This window comes from Lysinibacillus contaminans (assembly GCF_001278945.1).
GTDB classification, from domain to species: domain Bacteria; phylum Bacillota; class Bacilli; order Bacillales_A; family Planococcaceae; genus Lysinibacillus; species Lysinibacillus contaminans.
The window spans coordinates 1,843,454-1,859,947 of record NZ_LGRV01000003.1 but is presented as its reverse complement, the minus strand read 5'-3'; the positions used below and the strand labels follow the sequence as shown (position 1 = coordinate 1,859,947).

Genomic DNA, 16,494 nt, shown 5'->3' with positions numbered 1-16,494 from the left:
ATGAGGAAGTACCAGTTTGTATGAAAAATTATAAAATAAAATTAATTTTAGTGTTATCAACTGTCTTAATATTATCGTTTACAAGTTTAAATGTTTTTACATCTTATGTGAGGACGAAAAAGACGATTGAAGAGTCAATTGCAAACCAAAGTCTTGAAGCAGCTATTGCGATTGCATCAACAATCGATATAGACACCTACCAGCATTTCTTAGGTACAAAAGTTAAAGATGCGTATTATTGGCAAATAAGTAACCACTTAAATGATGCAAGAAAAAAACTAGGTGCTTTAAGTGTGTATACATTGGAAATTGATAATCCTAAGCAATCGAAAGTAATGATAGCTGGAGTACCCAATGAATTAAATAACAGGTTTATCATTGGGGAGGTTTGTACAGTACCCGAGGCTCAGGTCAAAAGAGCCTATGAAGGAAATACATATGTAACAGGCGTAATTGAAGATCCCCATTTTGGTTCATATCTTTCTGTTGGAGCACCGATAAAGGGTGAAGCAGGGAAGGTGATCGGATACATAGGTATCGATATTGGTGCCGATACACTAAATGAAATCAAAGGCAAAGTACTAGAAAATAATTTTCTACTTTTCGTCTTTAATGGTGTAGTTATTTTGGTTGTAATAGGAACATTTTTCTTTTTGCAAAGATGGTATCGAAAAGAAGTGGCAAAAGAGGTAGGTGTTACTGAAGATATTTACCAAGCAGAAATTAAAACATTAATCACCTCGGTTTCCTCTTTAAGACATGATTTTACCAATCATATTCAAGTTTTACACGGGCTTCTCCAATTGGGTGAATCTGTACGAGCTCAGGAATATTTAGCATCACTGTCAAAAGAAGTTCGTGCAATTGAATCACTAAAATTAAATATAGATCATCCAGGGCTGTCTATATTATTGCAAACAAAGAAATTGGCCGCACAAAATTATATTATAGATATGAATTTTACAATTTCTCGAGATACATTCAATAAAATAAAAACAACTGATTTAATCAAAATTTTATCGAATTTAATTGATAATGCCATTGATGCAACAATTGAATTACCTGAAGGAGAACGGAAAATAACGATCTGCTGTACAGCATTTAATACACACTATGTATTTAAAATAATGAATACAGGACCGAAGATTATAGAAAAAGAACAAATTTTTAAACAAGGGTATTCAACAAAAAGAGCAGAACAAGGGAAAATAAGAGGGCAAGGTTTATTTATCGTGAGAGAAGTTGTGGATAAATATAATGGGAAAATCACCATTAACTCAACCAGTGATTTAGAGACAACAGCTATTGTGAAAATTCCACTAAAGTGAAATTGAGCGAGAGTTGTAAACGTTCTAAAAATCCAGTATACTTCTTTCGATAAAGAATACTTGATATGACTGAGATAAAGGATGAGTATAAATGACGTTTGAAGAGGTTTTACCACGCTTAAAAGCTGGCGAGAAAGTGATTCGTAAAGGATGGGGCGGAGCCGAGTTGTACGTGAAGCTTGTTGGACAAAGCACACATGATGGCGAGAACTTGAATCCCTATTTTTTAATAAATGTACGTGGTGAGGGCTACACAATGTTCACACCGACAGTTTGTGACTTGTTAGCAGAAGATTGGATAATAGTAGAGTAAGCGTAAAAGCTCATGAGCAATCATGGGCTTTTTGCATGGAGGAGAGATGTTATGAAATTTGAAGAGTACGTAGGCAAGACGGTATTTGTAACGGGGGCTGCTTCTGGTATTGGGCAGGCGCAAGCCATTGCTTTTTTAGAAAATGGCGCAAATGTATTTGCTTTTGATATGGATGAGCGGGGGTTAATCAATCTACAACAACAATATCGTGAACGTTTTACATACAGGGTAGGAAGTGTATGCAGTAAAGCTGATGTGGAGCAAGCGTTTGAAGGAGCGGTGGCAACATTCAAGCAAGTCGATATATTACTCAATACCGCAGGCGTTTTAGATGGCTTCGCGAAAACGCTTGATACAGATGAAGTGCTTTGGGATAAAATCATGAATACTAATGTAAAGGGTACCTATTTTGTGACGAATACAGTTTTACCGCATATGTTAAAACGAAAATCGGGTGTAATCGTGAATATGGCATCCATTGCAGGGCTTGTTGCCGGTGGTGGTGGTGCTGCGTATACAGCTTCTAAGCATGCGATTGTTGGTTATACGAAACAGTTAGATTTAGATTATTGTCGTGAAGGTATTCGCGCCAATGCGATTGCACCTGGAGCCATCCAAACGCCAATGAATAAGGCTGATTTTGAAGGAGATGGCGAAATCGCAAAATGGGTTGCTAAAGAAACACCTGCGGGTCGTTGGGCACAACCAAGTGAAGTGGCAAGTTTAACACTTTATTTAGCGAGTAAGGCAGCTGATTATATGCACGGGGCTGTTGTACCGATTGATGGTGGTTGGATTGCAAAATAATATTGTTTCTTGTTAAATTTTTCTGCTATAATACGCAAGTAAGCAAAATTTAGCTTGCACTACGGCACTTCAGATAGGGCGATAGGCTCTCTTCCTTTGGTCGTAGTTATTACTAAAATAGCCATGATGCTATTTTACAAAGGAGAATGAAAATTGAATACATCTGTTTTAAAAGACTCATCTCGTACTTCTGTCAGTGAGCTTACAAAGACAGCACTTGTTGCAGCCCTTTATGTGGCCGTAACTGTTTTGTTGTCGGTCATTAGTTTTGGAGCAGTACAACTACGTTTGTCGGAGATGTTCAACTATCTGGCATTGTACAATAAGCGGTATATAGTGGCCGTGACGTTGGGCGTAATCCTCGCAAATCTCATGTCACCAACTTGGCTACTAGACGTACCAATCGGTGGGATTTCGACATTTCTTGTATTAATTCTTTGTAGAAGCCTAACTAAAAATATGACAAATGACATTTTGAAAATGGTTTTGACCGCATTGATTTTTGCTTTATCAATGTTCACAGTTGCAGGGCAATTAACAATTCTTTTTGATCTTCCATTTTGGGCAACTTGGTTTACGGTTGGAATCGGGGAGTTGTTGTCAATGACTGTTGGTGGAGTAACTATATATTTATTAAATAAAAAAATCGATTTATCGAAATAATATCCATTACGCCGAGGTGAAAACTGCGACATTCACATAAGTGGAAGTGTAAAAAACGTATGAAGAAGTGTTCGCAGCACTTAACACAATGGTGAATGTACTAGTTTTTTTTCAGAAACTATAAAATAAAATAACTAAAGTTAGAAAAGATAGTAGAGGAGTTTCCCTACTATCTTTTTTTGTTTTCTAAGAAATTTACTATTGAATTTTACGCCTACGTTGAGGGTTAATGTTGAAAAATCATATAGAAAAAAGCTAGGCTTAGGCCACCTTCCATTTTCTTTGGCGATGTAGCATTTAGCTTAGCTTTAATTTGCTGGATTGGCATTTTGTCACCGCTTAATCGAACAAACATGTTTATGTGGATAAGCACGGTTGTTTTTATAATCATAAATACATATATCTAGAAAGTAATATGTAGTAAAAACTTCATTTGAAAAATACTCTTTTGGAGAGAGGCGATTTAGGATGGGAAAAGCAATAAATCCGCCGATTCTTAATGAGCTTATAGCACAGGCCATCAAGAAAAGGAATATAACCGGAGCAGTTTTATGCGTAGAAAAAGGGGATAACTCTTTTTCAAATGTTAGTGGTGCTGGGAATATAAAAGAAGAAGATCCATACTTTATTGCGAGTGTAACGAAATTATATATTACAGCAATCATGTTGAAGTTAAGGGCGGAAAATCAGGTACATTTAGATGATGCAATTTCAAAATATCTTCTGGAAAATGATATTAGACGTCTTCATATATTAAAAGATCAAGATTACTCAAATGAAATTACTATTAAACACCTAATGTCTAATACTTCGGGGATACCAGATTATTTTACTTCTGAAGTTTTTTTAGAACTTGCTAATGGAAAGGATCAATCTTGGCCTCTTGAGAGAACACTTCAATCTGTCAAACAAATGAAGGCAAAATTTAAACCTGGACAAAAAGGTAAGGTGCATTATTCTGACACGAACTATAAACTCTTAGGTGAAATCATTAAAAGTATTACTGGAAAAACGACTCAAGAGGTATTCAAAGAATTTATTTTTGACGATTTAAAGCTACAACATACCTATGTTTACGAAGATGTGAATGACTCAAAACCGATCCCTTTGAATTATAAGTCAAAACAACTTCATATTCCCGAGTACATGGCATCGATCCCATCAGAAGGTGGTATTGTATCGACAGCAAAAGAATCGATGCTATTTTTAAAAGCATTTTTCGACGGACATTTCTTTCCAAAAAGTGATTTTAAAGAGTTAATGAATAACTGGAATTTCCTGCTGATACCTGGACAATTTTATTATGGAGTAGGAATAGCTAAACAGCCGATATCCATATTGTCTTTCAAAAACGGATTAATCGGACACTGGGGACAGTCGGGGGCTTTTGCTTTTTATTATCCTAAAAAAGATCTTTATTTTACAGGGACGGTCAATCAAATTACAGGACATAGTGTAGCGGCTGGCTTAATAGGGAAGGTCATAAAGAATTTTGATTAATTTAGGGTTCATCACCAAAAGTTGAGGGCAATTTCCATTCCAACTGGGCGTTTTTAGAGAGGCTTCTGATTGACCTGTTAATCCATGATGAATTCTGAACTCATGCTTCATCTGCAATATGTGAAGAAGCAAAATAGAAATATTAGATCAACTTTCAATAGGCTTATTAGCAGAAAAATTAGAAGTACGGCCACCTTCGTTATATAACCATCTCGATGGTTTAAATGGATTGAAACAGAAGTTAGCTATTCAAGGAGTAAAAAAACTACATGAACACTTGCTTCAAGCTGCGGTGGGACGCTCAGGTGATGACGCCATTCGGAAAATTAGTAATGCATATATACAATTTGTACGGATGCATCCGGGGCTGTATGAAGCGAGCACTCGTTTTCCAGATGCGAACGACAAAGAATTGCAACAAGCCCAGGAATCTATCGTGCACCTTGTTGTTCAAGTACTACAAGCCTATAATTTGAAGGAAGAAATGGCGATTCATATGATAAGAGGTTTACGGAGTATTCTTCATGGCTTCACTTCTATTGAACAGATGGGCGGATTCGGGATGCCACTTGATATCAATAAAAGCTATTCAATCCTCATAAATACGTTTATAGAGGGTATTCATGCAGTTGCTATTAATGAAGATGAATATATGCAATAGAAGAAAAGATTCGGATGATAGTTTTGTATCCTTACTAAGGGTATGATACGGTGAACCGTATCATAAGTATGCGAGGTTGAAAATTTATCAAAAATCCGATTCATAATACTTCTATGAATCGGATTTTATTTTTCATGAATTTTCATGCTATTGGTATCGAGTTCTAACTTTATTTTGATGTTTGTAGGGAATTCTAGGCAGCTAATTTGTAGGTGGTTATCGATCCACCCGTTAAATTTAATCATATCCATCGGCTTTGGACTTTCGATTGTTTGTCGTTCATCCAACAATGCACCAACTAATTCGATAGAATAATAGTCAGCTATAATAAAATCGCCATCAGGTGTTACCGTTAAATCTTGATAGATTTTCTGCTCTTCATAAATTGATTCAAATGAAGTCATTTTCTTGCTAATACAATCGATTTCAATTAAATAATCGGAAGTAAGAATTAAAACTTTATTATGTTTGGTAGATAAAGCGATGGATTTTGGTAATCCTCTAAATTGACCATACCATTCATAATAATTTTCATCTTCAAACTTTACCCATGTCCAATCAATCGTAGTTGGGGAAGAAACTTCATAAATTATTTCATCAAATTGACCAGCTATTGGTTGTTCCGTTATTTCAGCACTAATAATCATCAGTTTTCCTATCCTACCTTCTTTATTAGAATGTGAGTAATTATCAAACAGTATAATTGAAAATGATATATGATTCCAATAATTTTTAATAACCGCAATTAGACCAGTTACAGAGAATCGCATCACAAGTAAGTGAGGTCATATATTTCTGAACTTTAATGAAAACAAAAGAAGGAGAATGCTTGATATACCAAGTGTTCTCCCTTTACCATTTTGTTGCGGCAATTTTCGAGATTACTTATTTCATCTTTTGTAGGGATAGTAGAATCGGCTTTTGCAACCGATTTTATAAATATAAATGAAAACCTTCCACCAAAATGATAAAATGCATTATTAATTTCCCTTCATTCTGTGGGTAACGTTTATATTGATAGATTGGTATCATTAACTATTAAGATTCAGAGAGGAGGAAGGAATCGAAATTGTACTCCGAAGATTTTGTAAGCGCTTTATTTGTTTATTTTATTGGAGGTGCTTGATGACAGTTGACTAGTAGTAATCTTTTAAGTCCATGAACCTTGTGTTTAAATTTTTTTAAAAAATAGTCCTAAAACCTGAAAGTCTTTCACGTATTTTATCCATGTGGTGATGGTATTCATGGAGGAATGCTCATCAGTTAATTATCGGTTAGAAAACTTTAAACTTAGCAAATAAGGAGTGATAGTTTTTGAAAAAAAAGTTCAGTTATTTTCTTATATTTTTGCTGTTTTGTTCAAGTTTTGTTGGAAGCGGATCAGTTTTAGCTTCTGGAAACGCTCTTTCAGCCGATTTAATTTTGAAAAATGGCTCTGTGTATACAGTAGATGAAAATCGAAGTATAGCAAAAGCAGTTGCTGTAAAGGATGGAGAAATTGTTTATGTTGGTGATAACAAAGGCGTGGAGGCTTTCAAAGGAAATGACACGAAAGAGATTGACCTAAAGGGTAAAATGGTTATACCTGGAATTATCGATACCCACAGCCATATGTACGCTAAATCGGAAGAACTTTTTTGGATAGATCTTAATCCCTCCAACACAATGAAAAAGTATGCAAGTGACATCAAAAAGTTCCATAAAAAAAATCCTAACTTAGAACAATTACGCGGTGTGGGTTGGGACAAAAGCTTAATCCAAAAAGAGAGTGAAAGTAGAAAACTGGCTCCTAAAAAATTGCTTGATGAAGTCGTTTCCGATCTACCTGTTGTTATGATTGATAACGACCATCACACGATATGGGTTAACTCAAAAGCCCTTGAATTAGCAGGCATCGATAAAGACACTCCTAATCCCCAAGGAGGATTTATTGAACGAGACCCTGTAACCGGAGAACCAACTGGAATTATACGTGAATTTACTGCTATTGCTCTTTTGGTTAAAGGTCTTCCAGAACCTTACTTTACGGTAGAACAAAATAAAATGGGGATTCTTGCTTTTCAGGAAATGGCTGCTGAGAGAGGGACAACCTCCGTCTTCATACCCCTTGCCGGAGAATCGCCACACGAAACTTTGCTGGATGCATTAAAAGAATTAGACAAAGAAGGTAAATTGACTTTACGATACGAAATCGCGTTATGGGCCGATGAAACGAAAGGTCCAGAGCAGATCGAGAGATTTAAAAAATTACGTGATGGACATCAAGGAAAGTTGTATAATGCAAATTCCATTAAAATATTTGCTGATGACGAAGAATATAAATCGACTTGGAAACAAGATCATTTAGAGAAGGTTGTAGCTGCTGCGGATAAAGAAGGTTTTCGAGTTTTCGTTCACGCGTTTGGTTCAGGGGTAAACGCGACTCTAGATGCTTTTGAAGAAGCCGCTGGACAAAATGGGACTAGGGATTCTCGACATGTGATTACCCATCTTCCTAATCCTAGTGATGAAGAAATGAAACGCTTGAAGGAATTACGAGTAATTCCATCTCCGCAGCCTGGTTCTTACTGGGGAGTCGCACGAATGAAAAGTTATTTTGAGATGGGAATTCCAGTTTCCTCATCGAGTGACTTTCCTGTAAATGAATTCTGGCCTATGGATGGCATTCAAGGAGGTATGATAGCAAAGGATGAAGAGGGAAATCTTAAGCCTGAAGAAAATGCCTCACTTGATCAAATGATCACTAGCTATACATTAAATGGCGCTCATTTAATGTTCAGAGAAAATGAAACAGGATCTATTGAAGTGGGTAAGAAAGCAGATCTAGTTGTTTTGGAGAAAAATCTCTTCGAAGTTCCAGTTGAGGAGATTAGCGATACGAAGATTTTAATGACTTTCTTTGAAGGGCAAGAGGTGTTCCATCGCTGATTTTGGTACAAAACCACTACACTAAGTACCGCTTCAAAAAGTTAACAGATGAAGACTGTTTTAAGATAATATATAAAAAAGTCAGGTGTGTTGATTAACTAATGCTATCTAATCCTAATGATAGAAAAAGTTGATTTCCGCTACAATCTATGATGGGAAGCTTTATGAATAATGATAAAACCATATAATATTTACCTAATCAATACGCTTGTAAAAAAGTATTATAAGAACTGTTTGAGAATATAAGAATTAATCTAAAAGAAAACTGTATTTATAAATTGATTGAAGAACGGTTAGCTTAAAGTCTAGCAATGAATACTTGATGAATTTGTTAATAAGCCCTGGTTGGACATAAAAGTCAATCAGGGTTTTGTTATGAATTAGGGATATTGTTATTAAAATATCAACTGCTCTTGCATCATTTACTCGTGATTTTTTTCATAATATTATTTTCAATAATGCTTCAAATTATGTACCAGAATTCATTTTTTAGCTTACATAGATATTCGTCACGCTAGCCTTGCATATTCTCTGGACATTTCACAATACTATGTCTAGATCATTTATTTAATCGGTAGGAAGGGATGAAGCAAAATTGGCTAAGCATTCAGATGTAAGTTGGAAACAGGACCATCCAAGCACTTTGTCAAGCAACTCTGTTCAAAAGGCAGAGCGTTTGTTGAAGATAGCGAAGTCACGGCCAGAAGAGATGGCAGTTGAGCATGTTTTCGAACAAGTATCACATGCTGAAAATGCACTCTCAAATGCTGAACAATATGGTGAGCATTTGGATATCGTTCAACAAAATAGAGAACAGTTAGAGCAGATTAGGCAGCAATTACACGAAATGAAAAATCAGTAACATCATACAATAACCCTCGTAGGTCTATAAAAACGTACGGGGGTTATTTTATATTCTTGATTCGGCAATTGGTCCGCTTTCATTCCAAGCATAGTGTTAACACCAAACGATTATTTTATATGGTGTGGTTTGTGCAGGAATACTTCTTGTAGTAGGCCCATATAGCACAATTAGGTTTCGATTTGCAGGATTTTTTGAAAAAGGTTGGTCATTTGTGAGGAAGATAGGGGTATAGGGTGAGAGATTTAACTTTAACTCTCCATCACTGCTCACCAGTTGGTTATTAAAAAAATCTACTTTTACATTTTGATAGTTGGTTTCCTTGACAACAACAAGTGCTCGATATTGTGGCGGGTATATCAAAGGAACAGGTGCATCCCCATCATAATAGCCTGTAATTTGATTCCCGACAGTTACAATTTCATGGTTCACAAAGTAAGTAGTAGGTGAGATGACAAAATTAACGATGCCGCCAACCCCATCTTCTACAGTCATTAGTTTATAACAACCTTCGCTTTCCCCATTTTGCTCAATCATAAAATCATTGATCTGAGTAACAATCCCACGAAAAGATTTAAAATTTACCATAGCCATTCCTCTCTTTATTAAATCTCAATCGAACATTGATGGCGCAAAATTCCTGCCCGGATAAAAAACATGTTGTACAGCACTATTTTATGTAACATTTCGAAGAGGGGTGACAAGGAATGATTGAACCTACATGAGGTTATATCGTTCTGAGACAACTAATTGACGCATTTAATTAGTAAAAGGGGACCTCATCAAAAGAAAATAATTACAGTCTTCAAGAATTATATAAATGTTGGTTTAATCATTATATAATTAAGCTGTAGACGATCATGTTATTTTACAGTGGAGGCGAACATATTGAAGTGGATTTCAAAAAAAAACAAGAAACCGATGATATTAATATTTTTACTAATTTTTATCATTGCCGGTTTACTTGATATTATATATGAAGGATTATTCTATCAACTATTACCTAACTCTGTTCAATCATATTTATCTGATATATTTTAAAACGTGAAAAAGTGTCGATAATGAGCTTCTAGGACAAAAAAGTTCTAGGGGCTTTTTTGTGAGTAATTCTGACAAAAATTTTAACTAAATAAAATCTGCTATATAACAGGTTGCGCATGTATTTTGAGTTGATTAAATAACGAAAATAGCATTCATTTGTGTCTATTTCTAGAACATTATGGACAAGACTTCTCACTTGTTACCGATAACTCTCATATAGGTAGTAGATATTTTAATATTTAAATAGTTGTGATACACTACAGTAAGGTTGAAATTGATACAGAAAAGGTGTGTTCCAAGGTCGCTTCTTGTCTTTTTATGACGCCTAAGCGGGAGCTCCTACATCCTTTTTTGCAAAATTTACAGTATAAGGATGGTAGAAATGGGTAACAAAAAAACTAAAACAGACGTTATTTTAATTGGTGCCGGAATCATGAGCGCGACATTGGGATCAATGCTAAAAGAATTAGCACCGGAATGGAATATCAAAGTGTTTGAGTCACTTGAAAAAGCAGGGGAAGAAAGCTCTAACGAATGGAATAATGCGGGAACGGGCCATGCTGCGCTATGCGAGCTGAACTACACTTCAGAAAAACCAGACGGCTCTATTGATATTAAAAAAGCGATTAATGTTAATGAACAGTTCCAACTTTCAAAGCAGTTTTGGTCGTACCTTGTAAATAGTAACCTTATTAATAATCCACAAGATTTTATCATGCCAATACCTCATATCAGTATGGTACAAGGCGAAAGTAATGTAGCGTTTTTAAAGAAACGTTTTGAAGCTATGTCAAAAAATCCATTGTTCCAGGGCATGGAATTTTCTAATGATGCGGAAACACTGAAAAAATGGATTCCACTTATTATGGAAGACCGTCTAGCTGGAGAAGCAATTGCGGCAACAAAAGTAGACGATGGTACGGATGTTAACTTCGGTGCTTTAACGCGTATGTTATTTGACCACTTAGAAACTCAAAATGTTGATATCAACTACAAACATACTGTCCAAGCTATTAACCGTACTAAAGAAGACAAATGGGAACTTAAAGTACACGATATCGATGGCTGTAAAATGGAATATCATACAGCAGATTTCGTCTTCCTTGGAGCTGGTGGAGGAAGCCTAGAATTACTTCAAAAAACAGGTATTCCTGAAGGGAAACATATTGGTGGATTCCCAATCAGCGGGCTATTCCTTGTATGTAAAAATCAAGAGATTGCTGATCAACATCATGCAAAAGTATACGGAAAAGCTAAAGTTGGTGCTCCACCAATGTCTGTTCCACACCTTGACACACGATATATCGATAACAAAAAAGCATTACTATTTGGACCGTTCGCTGGTTTCTCACCAAAGTTCTTGAAAACAGGTTCAAATATGGATTTATTCGCTTCTGTAAAACCGCATAATATCACAACATTATTAGCGGCAGGCGTTAAAGAGATGGGCTTAACAAAATACCTAATTCAACAACTTATGTTATCAAAAGAGCAACGTATGGATGAGTTACGTGACTTTATCCCGAACGCTAAAACCGATGATTGGGATATTGTAGTAGCTGGTCAACGTGTACAAGTTATTAAAGATACTGAAGCTGGTGGTAAAGGAACGCTTCAATTTGGTACGGAAGTTGTTAGTGCTGCTGATGGTTCGGTTGCTGCATTACTAGGTGCTTCACCAGGTGCTTCTACTGCTGTTCACGTTATGATTCAAGTAATCAATAAATGCTTCCCGCAACATGTAAAAGAGTGGGAACCAAAATTAAAAGAAATGATTCCTTCTTATGGCAAGTCACTAGCGGAAAACCCAGAGATTTTCCAAGAAATGCATACTTCAACATCACAGGTGCTTGGTCTAAAGGAAAACTAGTCATATAGTTAACTCTTTGGATGTGGAAACAAAGATATTTAATGAAAACGTTTACGTTCCATTTTTTTCAATGAACAGTCATTTCTAGGATGAAAATATTGAAATTGCTATGTGAGATGAAGAACGTTTACATAAAGTATTGAATGAATAATAGAATATCATTGAGAATAAAGCATAGAACCTTTGATCCAATTTTGGATTGAAGGTTCTTTTTTTAAAACTCTGCAGTTAGCAGGCCAAGGAGGGTTTCCTGTTTGATAACTATTACTTCTTTTTCTCTGGAATAATGAAGTTTGTGAAACTACCTCAGATTACTAGAAATAGCTTTTTTTGAATCTTTTTATAAAACATTTCGTAAAGTATAATGCAAAAAGGAAGTGGGGGTGAAAATAGTGGGGAAAACACAAAGAATTATGGTAGGTGTTTCAATGACTGCACTTACACTTAGTCTTACTGGATGCGATACCGACAGCAATGATCTCCCTCCTAAACCAAATGATCAAGATTGTAGCGATTGGGAATGGGAAGATGATGAAGGAGTCTGGGTATGTGATGACAACAGTTCAAGTTACTATGGTCATTATTACTATGGCGGTCATTATTATAACAATAAAAATTCATTATTAACAAACAGTGACTACAATAGTTATAAAAATAGCTCCTCATTTAAACGAGGAAACAATACGAGCTCTGGATTTGGAAATGGCTCGAACCACTTCGGGGGATAAGTATTCCTACATACATTAGAGTTGAAAAGGAGAATTTTTGTGAATTTATATATCAATTTTCTATCTTATTTAGGAGTTGCCCTGCTTCTACTTACTGTAGGGGTGGCTTTATTTGCAATTAGCACACCGAAGTTAAAGGAATTTCGTTTGATTGCTGGGAAAAATGTAACAGCTGCAATGTCACTCGGTGGGAAAGTCATGGGTCTGGCGATTGTTTTAGGAGCTGCTGCTGAATATTCGGTATCGTTGCTTGATATGGCGATTTGGGGTGTTGTTGGGATTGTATCTCAAATTCTAGCGTTTATTTTTGCGGAAATAATCACAATACGTTTTAGTATCCATGAAGCAATCGAAGCGGATAATCGGGCTGTCGGTACGATGTTATTATCCTTATCCTTAGCCATTGGCTGGATAGTTGCCAAATGTCTATCTTACTAAATGAATTGAGGTAGTAAATTGAAAAAAATAATTTATTATATTGATAAAGGCTATGGCCATTATGAGCCGTTCTATGAATATACTGTTTCAAACGTTGGAATGGATGAATTTTACGCTAGACAGCTGTGTACATATTTTATAATGAGAGGAACCGAGTATGAGCTTACTGCTACTGAAATGGATGGAGAAGAAGACATTTTAGTGATAAAAGAAATAGGGAAAAACTTGTCTGGAGAAGATGAAAAAAGTTTTCGAGGTGAGGGAATACACATTGAGTTTCGTAGCTATGATATAAGAGAGAATTTTCGACTCATTTCTCGTATTCCTTGTAGTACTCATTTTGATGTTCTTCGTTTTCTTTTAAAGGATGTTGTGGATGTGCCAGGAATCGGACAAAAGCTTAGAACCTCTACAGAGATAGATGAAGATCGAGGCGTGTATGTGATTTACGTTAAGGATTTAGGAGAGGAATAGGATTGAGCGAGTATAGTACAAAAAGGCAGGAGTTTTATGAGAAAATCGGAGGCTTTTGGGCTGACCTTTATGGGGAGGAATATGCTCTTTATGACATAAAACTAATAAATCAAGCAGAGGTTGTTAGAATACGTCGTATAAGTGAGCGTATTGGTTTTATTTTTTTTAAAACTGCAGCATTGCTTCGAAAGGTGCCAGATCAAACCCTACTTGAAATGGGATTTCCAAAAGAGACCGTTTCATTTATAAGATTAAAAACCCTTCCAGTCGAGAGTGTTATTTCGCGACTTGACCTAATTCCCTATAGAGGTAGCTATAAATGCATTGAAATTAACGCCGACACCCCTACATTTATTAAAGAATTATTTTATATTAATACAATGGTATGTAAAGAATTTGGAGTGGAAAACCCAAATGAGGGCATGGAAAGGTTTTTACGAAAGGCAGTTCACGAAAGCATAGTTCAAAGTACAAATAAAATATCCCCCCATATTGTTTTTACTGCACACCAGGATAACATTGAAGATTTCGAAACCGTCCTGTATCTTCAAACTGCTGTGTCATCAAAATTCACCCCATTAGATAAGCTACAGATTCAAAAAGGTGTAGGTCTTTTTGATGAGGATGGAATCAAAATAGATGTTCTTTATCGCCAGACATTCCCGATAGAAAGTTTGATAAAGGACGTAGATGCGGAAGGAAATCCAATTGGTTGCTGGTTATTGGAACTTGTTGAGGAAGGGAAGCTCTCGATCATTAATCCTCCTTCATCCTTTTTATTACAAAATAAAGTTGTTCAGGCAGTCATTTGGGGACTACATGAAGAACAGAACACTTTTTTTACAGTGGAAGAGCATAAGTGGATCGATGAATATTTTCTTCCGACTTATCTTGAACCAGATTATTTTTTACAAAAAGGCCTCCCTTTTGTGAAAAAGCCTTCTTTTGGGAGAGAAGGGGACACCGTAGAAATATTTAATTATGATGGTCAGTTAATCCACACGGATGTTCAAAGATCTTATTCGGAATATATCCCTGTTTATCAACAATTTGTCGAGCATCCATCAATTACTTTTAATAGTAAAAAGGGAAAACAAGATGGTCGACTTTTACTTGGAAGCTTTTTACTTAACGGTAAATCGGCAGCACTCGGTTATAGAGTTGGAGGTACCATAACTAATAATTTATCTTATTATTTGCCTGTAGGACTCTTAAAAGAAGAGGAAAGGCATATGTGAATTTAAGAAATAAGTAGTTTTCTTAGATTAGTTTTAGTAATTAAGCCTATCTCTTAGAAAAACAGGAGATAGGCTTTTATGTAGTAATGAGAGTACTTCAGTTTGTTGCTGGAGTCACATATTTTAAGAGTTATTAAAAAATAGGAATTCTTTTTAGCACTAGACAAACCGGAATGGCTACACAGATTCCTACTGCCTTCTGAAGAAGGTTCCCAGGAATAGTGGCAGCTGGTACAATCCAATTCCCTAATAGAACGCGTTCACAAATGTAATAACCTGCTAACATATAGGGAACTGAACTGATAATAGCCAGTGGATTGAAAACTAAACTTTTTCCATTGTGGCCCATCGACCAAGCCATTTTCCCAAATATATATCCTTGCAAACCACTATTTACTGATATGGGCAGTTTGATATATCACGGTTTTTATTTAATAGGAAATAAGCCGACTCTCATTATAATGGAGTCGGCTTTTCAAATTGTTTAATTCAGGAAGGAGTTATTTATTTTAAAGACAGTAAATGCTCATATTTACCTTTTACTTTTACGAAACGAATTAAATATTGCACTATTAGTATGAAAAGTTATAATATTAGTTTTATTGAAAATATTTAGATATATGTTAGTGTGTCTTCTATTTTTACTAAAGTTTTTGGGAGGAAAAAACAAATGAATCCAGTAGAAAAAATTTTGAACGATTTCCCTGTTATGATTCTTGATGGTGCCATGGCTACCGAACTTGAGGGGTATGGTTGCAACTTAAACGATAGTCTATGGTCAGCGAAAGTACTGATGGAAAATCCAGAACTCATCAAGAGAGTTCATTTGGATTATTTTAAAGCAGGTGCTGATTGTGCAATAACAGCAAGTTATCAGGCAACGGTAGTAGGGTATATGGAACGAGGATTGAATGAGGTTGAAGCAATTGAGCTTATCAAAAAATCTGTTCAAATTGCGATCCAAGCACGGGATGAATTTTGGGGAAATCCCGAAAATCGAGTAGATCGACCAAAGCCATTAATAGCAGCTTCTATAGGACCATATGGTGCTTTTTTGGCTGATGGATCTGAGTATAGAGGAGATTACACTGTAACTGAAGATGAATTAGTAGATTTCCACAGAACACGTATGAAGGCGTTGATTGAGGCAGGCGCTGATATTTTAGCTTGTGAAACGATCCCGTGTTTAATGGAAGCAAGAGCAATTGCAACACTCTTGAAGGAATTCCCTGAGGTATATGCATGGATTAGCTTTAGTGCAAAGGATGAGTTACATATCAGCAATGGAGAAACGATTGCGGAATGTGCCAAATGGTTGGATGAGCAAGAGCAAATAGTTGCAGTGGGCATCAACTGTACACCGCCATCTTATATTCCGTCACTGATTAATGGAATACATAAACAGACATCTAAACCGATTATCGTTTATCCGAACTCTGGTGAGGAGTACAATGCTGTAGACAAGACATGGACAGAAGCGTCTTCTGGCGAAAGTTATGGATGTAGTACGAAGCACTGGTATGAGGTAGGTGCAAAATTAATAGGTGGTTGCTGTAGGACTAATCCCGAGGACATCAAAGCAATTGCTGCTTGGGCAAGGAAGTAGTACTCAAGCAGAAAATAGTGGGTAGCTATAAAAACTG

At 36.0% G+C, this 16,494-nt stretch carries 17 protein-coding genes; 14 read left to right on the top strand and 3 right to left on the bottom strand.

Annotated features, from left to right (window positions below):
• Positions 1–20 precede the first annotated feature (20 nt).
• The 6 genes from AEA09_RS11240 to AEA09_RS11215 all read left to right on the top strand — a co-directional run bounded on the left by AEA09_RS11240 (position 21) and on the right by AEA09_RS11215 (position 5,272).
• On the top strand, positions 21–1,328 hold the full coding sequence (locus AEA09_RS11240) for a sensor histidine kinase (RefSeq protein WP_053583926.1): 1,308 nt from the start codon (positions 21–23) through the stop codon (positions 1,326–1,328).
• Between the two features lie 91 nt (positions 1,329–1,419).
• Positions 1,420–1,641, top strand: coding sequence for a DUF2829 domain-containing protein (locus tag AEA09_RS11235; protein WP_053583925.1), 222 nt, complete (start codon positions 1,420–1,422; stop codon positions 1,639–1,641).
• Positions 1,642–1,692: 51 nt separating this feature from the next.
• Positions 1,693–2,448, top strand: a complete 756-nt coding sequence (locus AEA09_RS11230) for a 3-oxoacyl-ACP reductase (protein WP_053583924.1) — start codon at positions 1,693–1,695, stop codon at positions 2,446–2,448.
• Between the two features lie 153 nt (positions 2,449–2,601).
• Positions 2,602–3,111 (top strand): QueT transporter family protein, encoded by a 510-nt coding sequence (locus AEA09_RS11225; protein WP_053583923.1) that lies wholly within the window; start codon positions 2,602–2,604, stop codon positions 3,109–3,111.
• Between the two features lie 468 nt (positions 3,112–3,579).
• A complete protein-coding gene (locus AEA09_RS11220; protein WP_053583922.1) occupies positions 3,580–4,611 on the top strand; it encodes a serine hydrolase domain-containing protein in 1,032 nt (343 codons plus the stop codon).
• A 229-nt stretch (positions 4,612–4,840) separates the two neighbouring features.
• Positions 4,841–5,272 carry a TetR-like C-terminal domain-containing protein gene (locus AEA09_RS11215; RefSeq protein WP_245622831.1) on the top strand — a complete coding sequence of 144 codons (432 nt, stop codon included), beginning with the start codon at positions 4,841–4,843 and terminating at the stop codon, positions 5,270–5,272.
• Between the two features lie 125 nt (positions 5,273–5,397).
• Here the strand turns inward: AEA09_RS11215 and AEA09_RS11210 are convergent, their stop codons facing one another.
• Positions 5,398–5,919: a hypothetical protein gene (locus AEA09_RS11210; protein ID WP_053583920.1), complete on the bottom strand. Its 522-nt coding sequence runs from the start codon at positions 5,917–5,919 to the stop codon at positions 5,398–5,400.
• A gap of 667 nt (positions 5,920–6,586) precedes the next feature.
• Between AEA09_RS11210 and AEA09_RS11205 the strand changes: the two genes are divergently transcribed.
• Together AEA09_RS11205 and AEA09_RS11200 are read left to right on the top strand one after the other, a co-directional pair.
• On the top strand, positions 6,587–8,200 hold the full coding sequence (locus AEA09_RS11205; protein ID WP_053583919.1) for an amidohydrolase: 1,614 nt from the start codon (positions 6,587–6,589) through the stop codon (positions 8,198–8,200).
• A gap of 595 nt (positions 8,201–8,795) precedes the next feature.
• The gene (locus AEA09_RS11200) at positions 8,796–9,062 is read left to right on the top strand and encodes a hypothetical protein (protein WP_053583918.1); all 267 of its coding nucleotides are present in this window, start codon (positions 8,796–8,798) and stop codon (positions 9,060–9,062) included.
• A gap of 96 nt (positions 9,063–9,158) precedes the next feature.
• Here AEA09_RS11200 and AEA09_RS11195 read toward each other — a convergent pair whose 3' ends face one another.
• Complete coding sequence (locus AEA09_RS11195) at positions 9,159–9,650, bottom strand: hypothetical protein (protein ID WP_053583917.1); 492 nt, start codon at positions 9,648–9,650, stop codon at positions 9,159–9,161.
• An 826-nt stretch (positions 9,651–10,476) separates the two neighbouring features.
• Here AEA09_RS11195 and mqo point away from each other — a divergent pair.
• The 5 genes from mqo (at position 10,477) to AEA09_RS11170 (ending at position 14,851) form a co-directional block, all read left to right on the top strand.
• Positions 10,477–11,973: a malate dehydrogenase (quinone) gene (gene mqo, locus AEA09_RS11190; RefSeq protein WP_082332636.1), complete on the top strand. Its 1,497-nt coding sequence runs from the start codon at positions 10,477–10,479 to the stop codon at positions 11,971–11,973.
• Between the two features lie 392 nt (positions 11,974–12,365).
• Entirely contained in the window at positions 12,366–12,701 is a 336-nt protein-coding gene (locus AEA09_RS11185; RefSeq protein WP_053583915.1) for a hypothetical protein, read from the top strand.
• 39 nt (positions 12,702–12,740) lie between these two features.
• On the top strand, positions 12,741–13,139 hold the full coding sequence (locus AEA09_RS11180) for a DUF350 domain-containing protein (RefSeq protein WP_053583914.1): 399 nt from the start codon (positions 12,741–12,743) through the stop codon (positions 13,137–13,139).
• A gap of 18 nt (positions 13,140–13,157) precedes the next feature.
• On the top strand, positions 13,158–13,613 hold the full coding sequence (locus AEA09_RS11175) for a hypothetical protein (protein WP_053583913.1): 456 nt from the start codon (positions 13,158–13,160) through the stop codon (positions 13,611–13,613).
• Positions 13,614–13,615: 2 nt separating this feature from the next.
• On the top strand, positions 13,616–14,851 hold the full coding sequence (locus AEA09_RS11170; protein ID WP_053583912.1) for a glutathionylspermidine synthase family protein: 1,236 nt from the start codon (positions 13,616–13,618) through the stop codon (positions 14,849–14,851).
• A 133-nt stretch (positions 14,852–14,984) separates the two neighbouring features.
• Here AEA09_RS11170 and AEA09_RS11165 read toward each other — a convergent pair whose 3' ends face one another.
• Positions 14,985–15,254: an ECF transporter S component gene (locus AEA09_RS11165; protein WP_281176746.1), complete on the bottom strand. Its 270-nt coding sequence runs from the start codon at positions 15,252–15,254 to the stop codon at positions 14,985–14,987.
• A gap of 267 nt (positions 15,255–15,521) precedes the next feature.
• On the opposite strand from AEA09_RS11165, the gene mmuM reads away from it, so the two are divergent.
• Positions 15,522–16,457, top strand: coding sequence for a homocysteine S-methyltransferase (gene mmuM / locus AEA09_RS11160; RefSeq protein WP_053583910.1), 936 nt, complete (start codon positions 15,522–15,524; stop codon positions 16,455–16,457).
• Positions 16,458–16,494 lie beyond the last annotated feature (37 nt).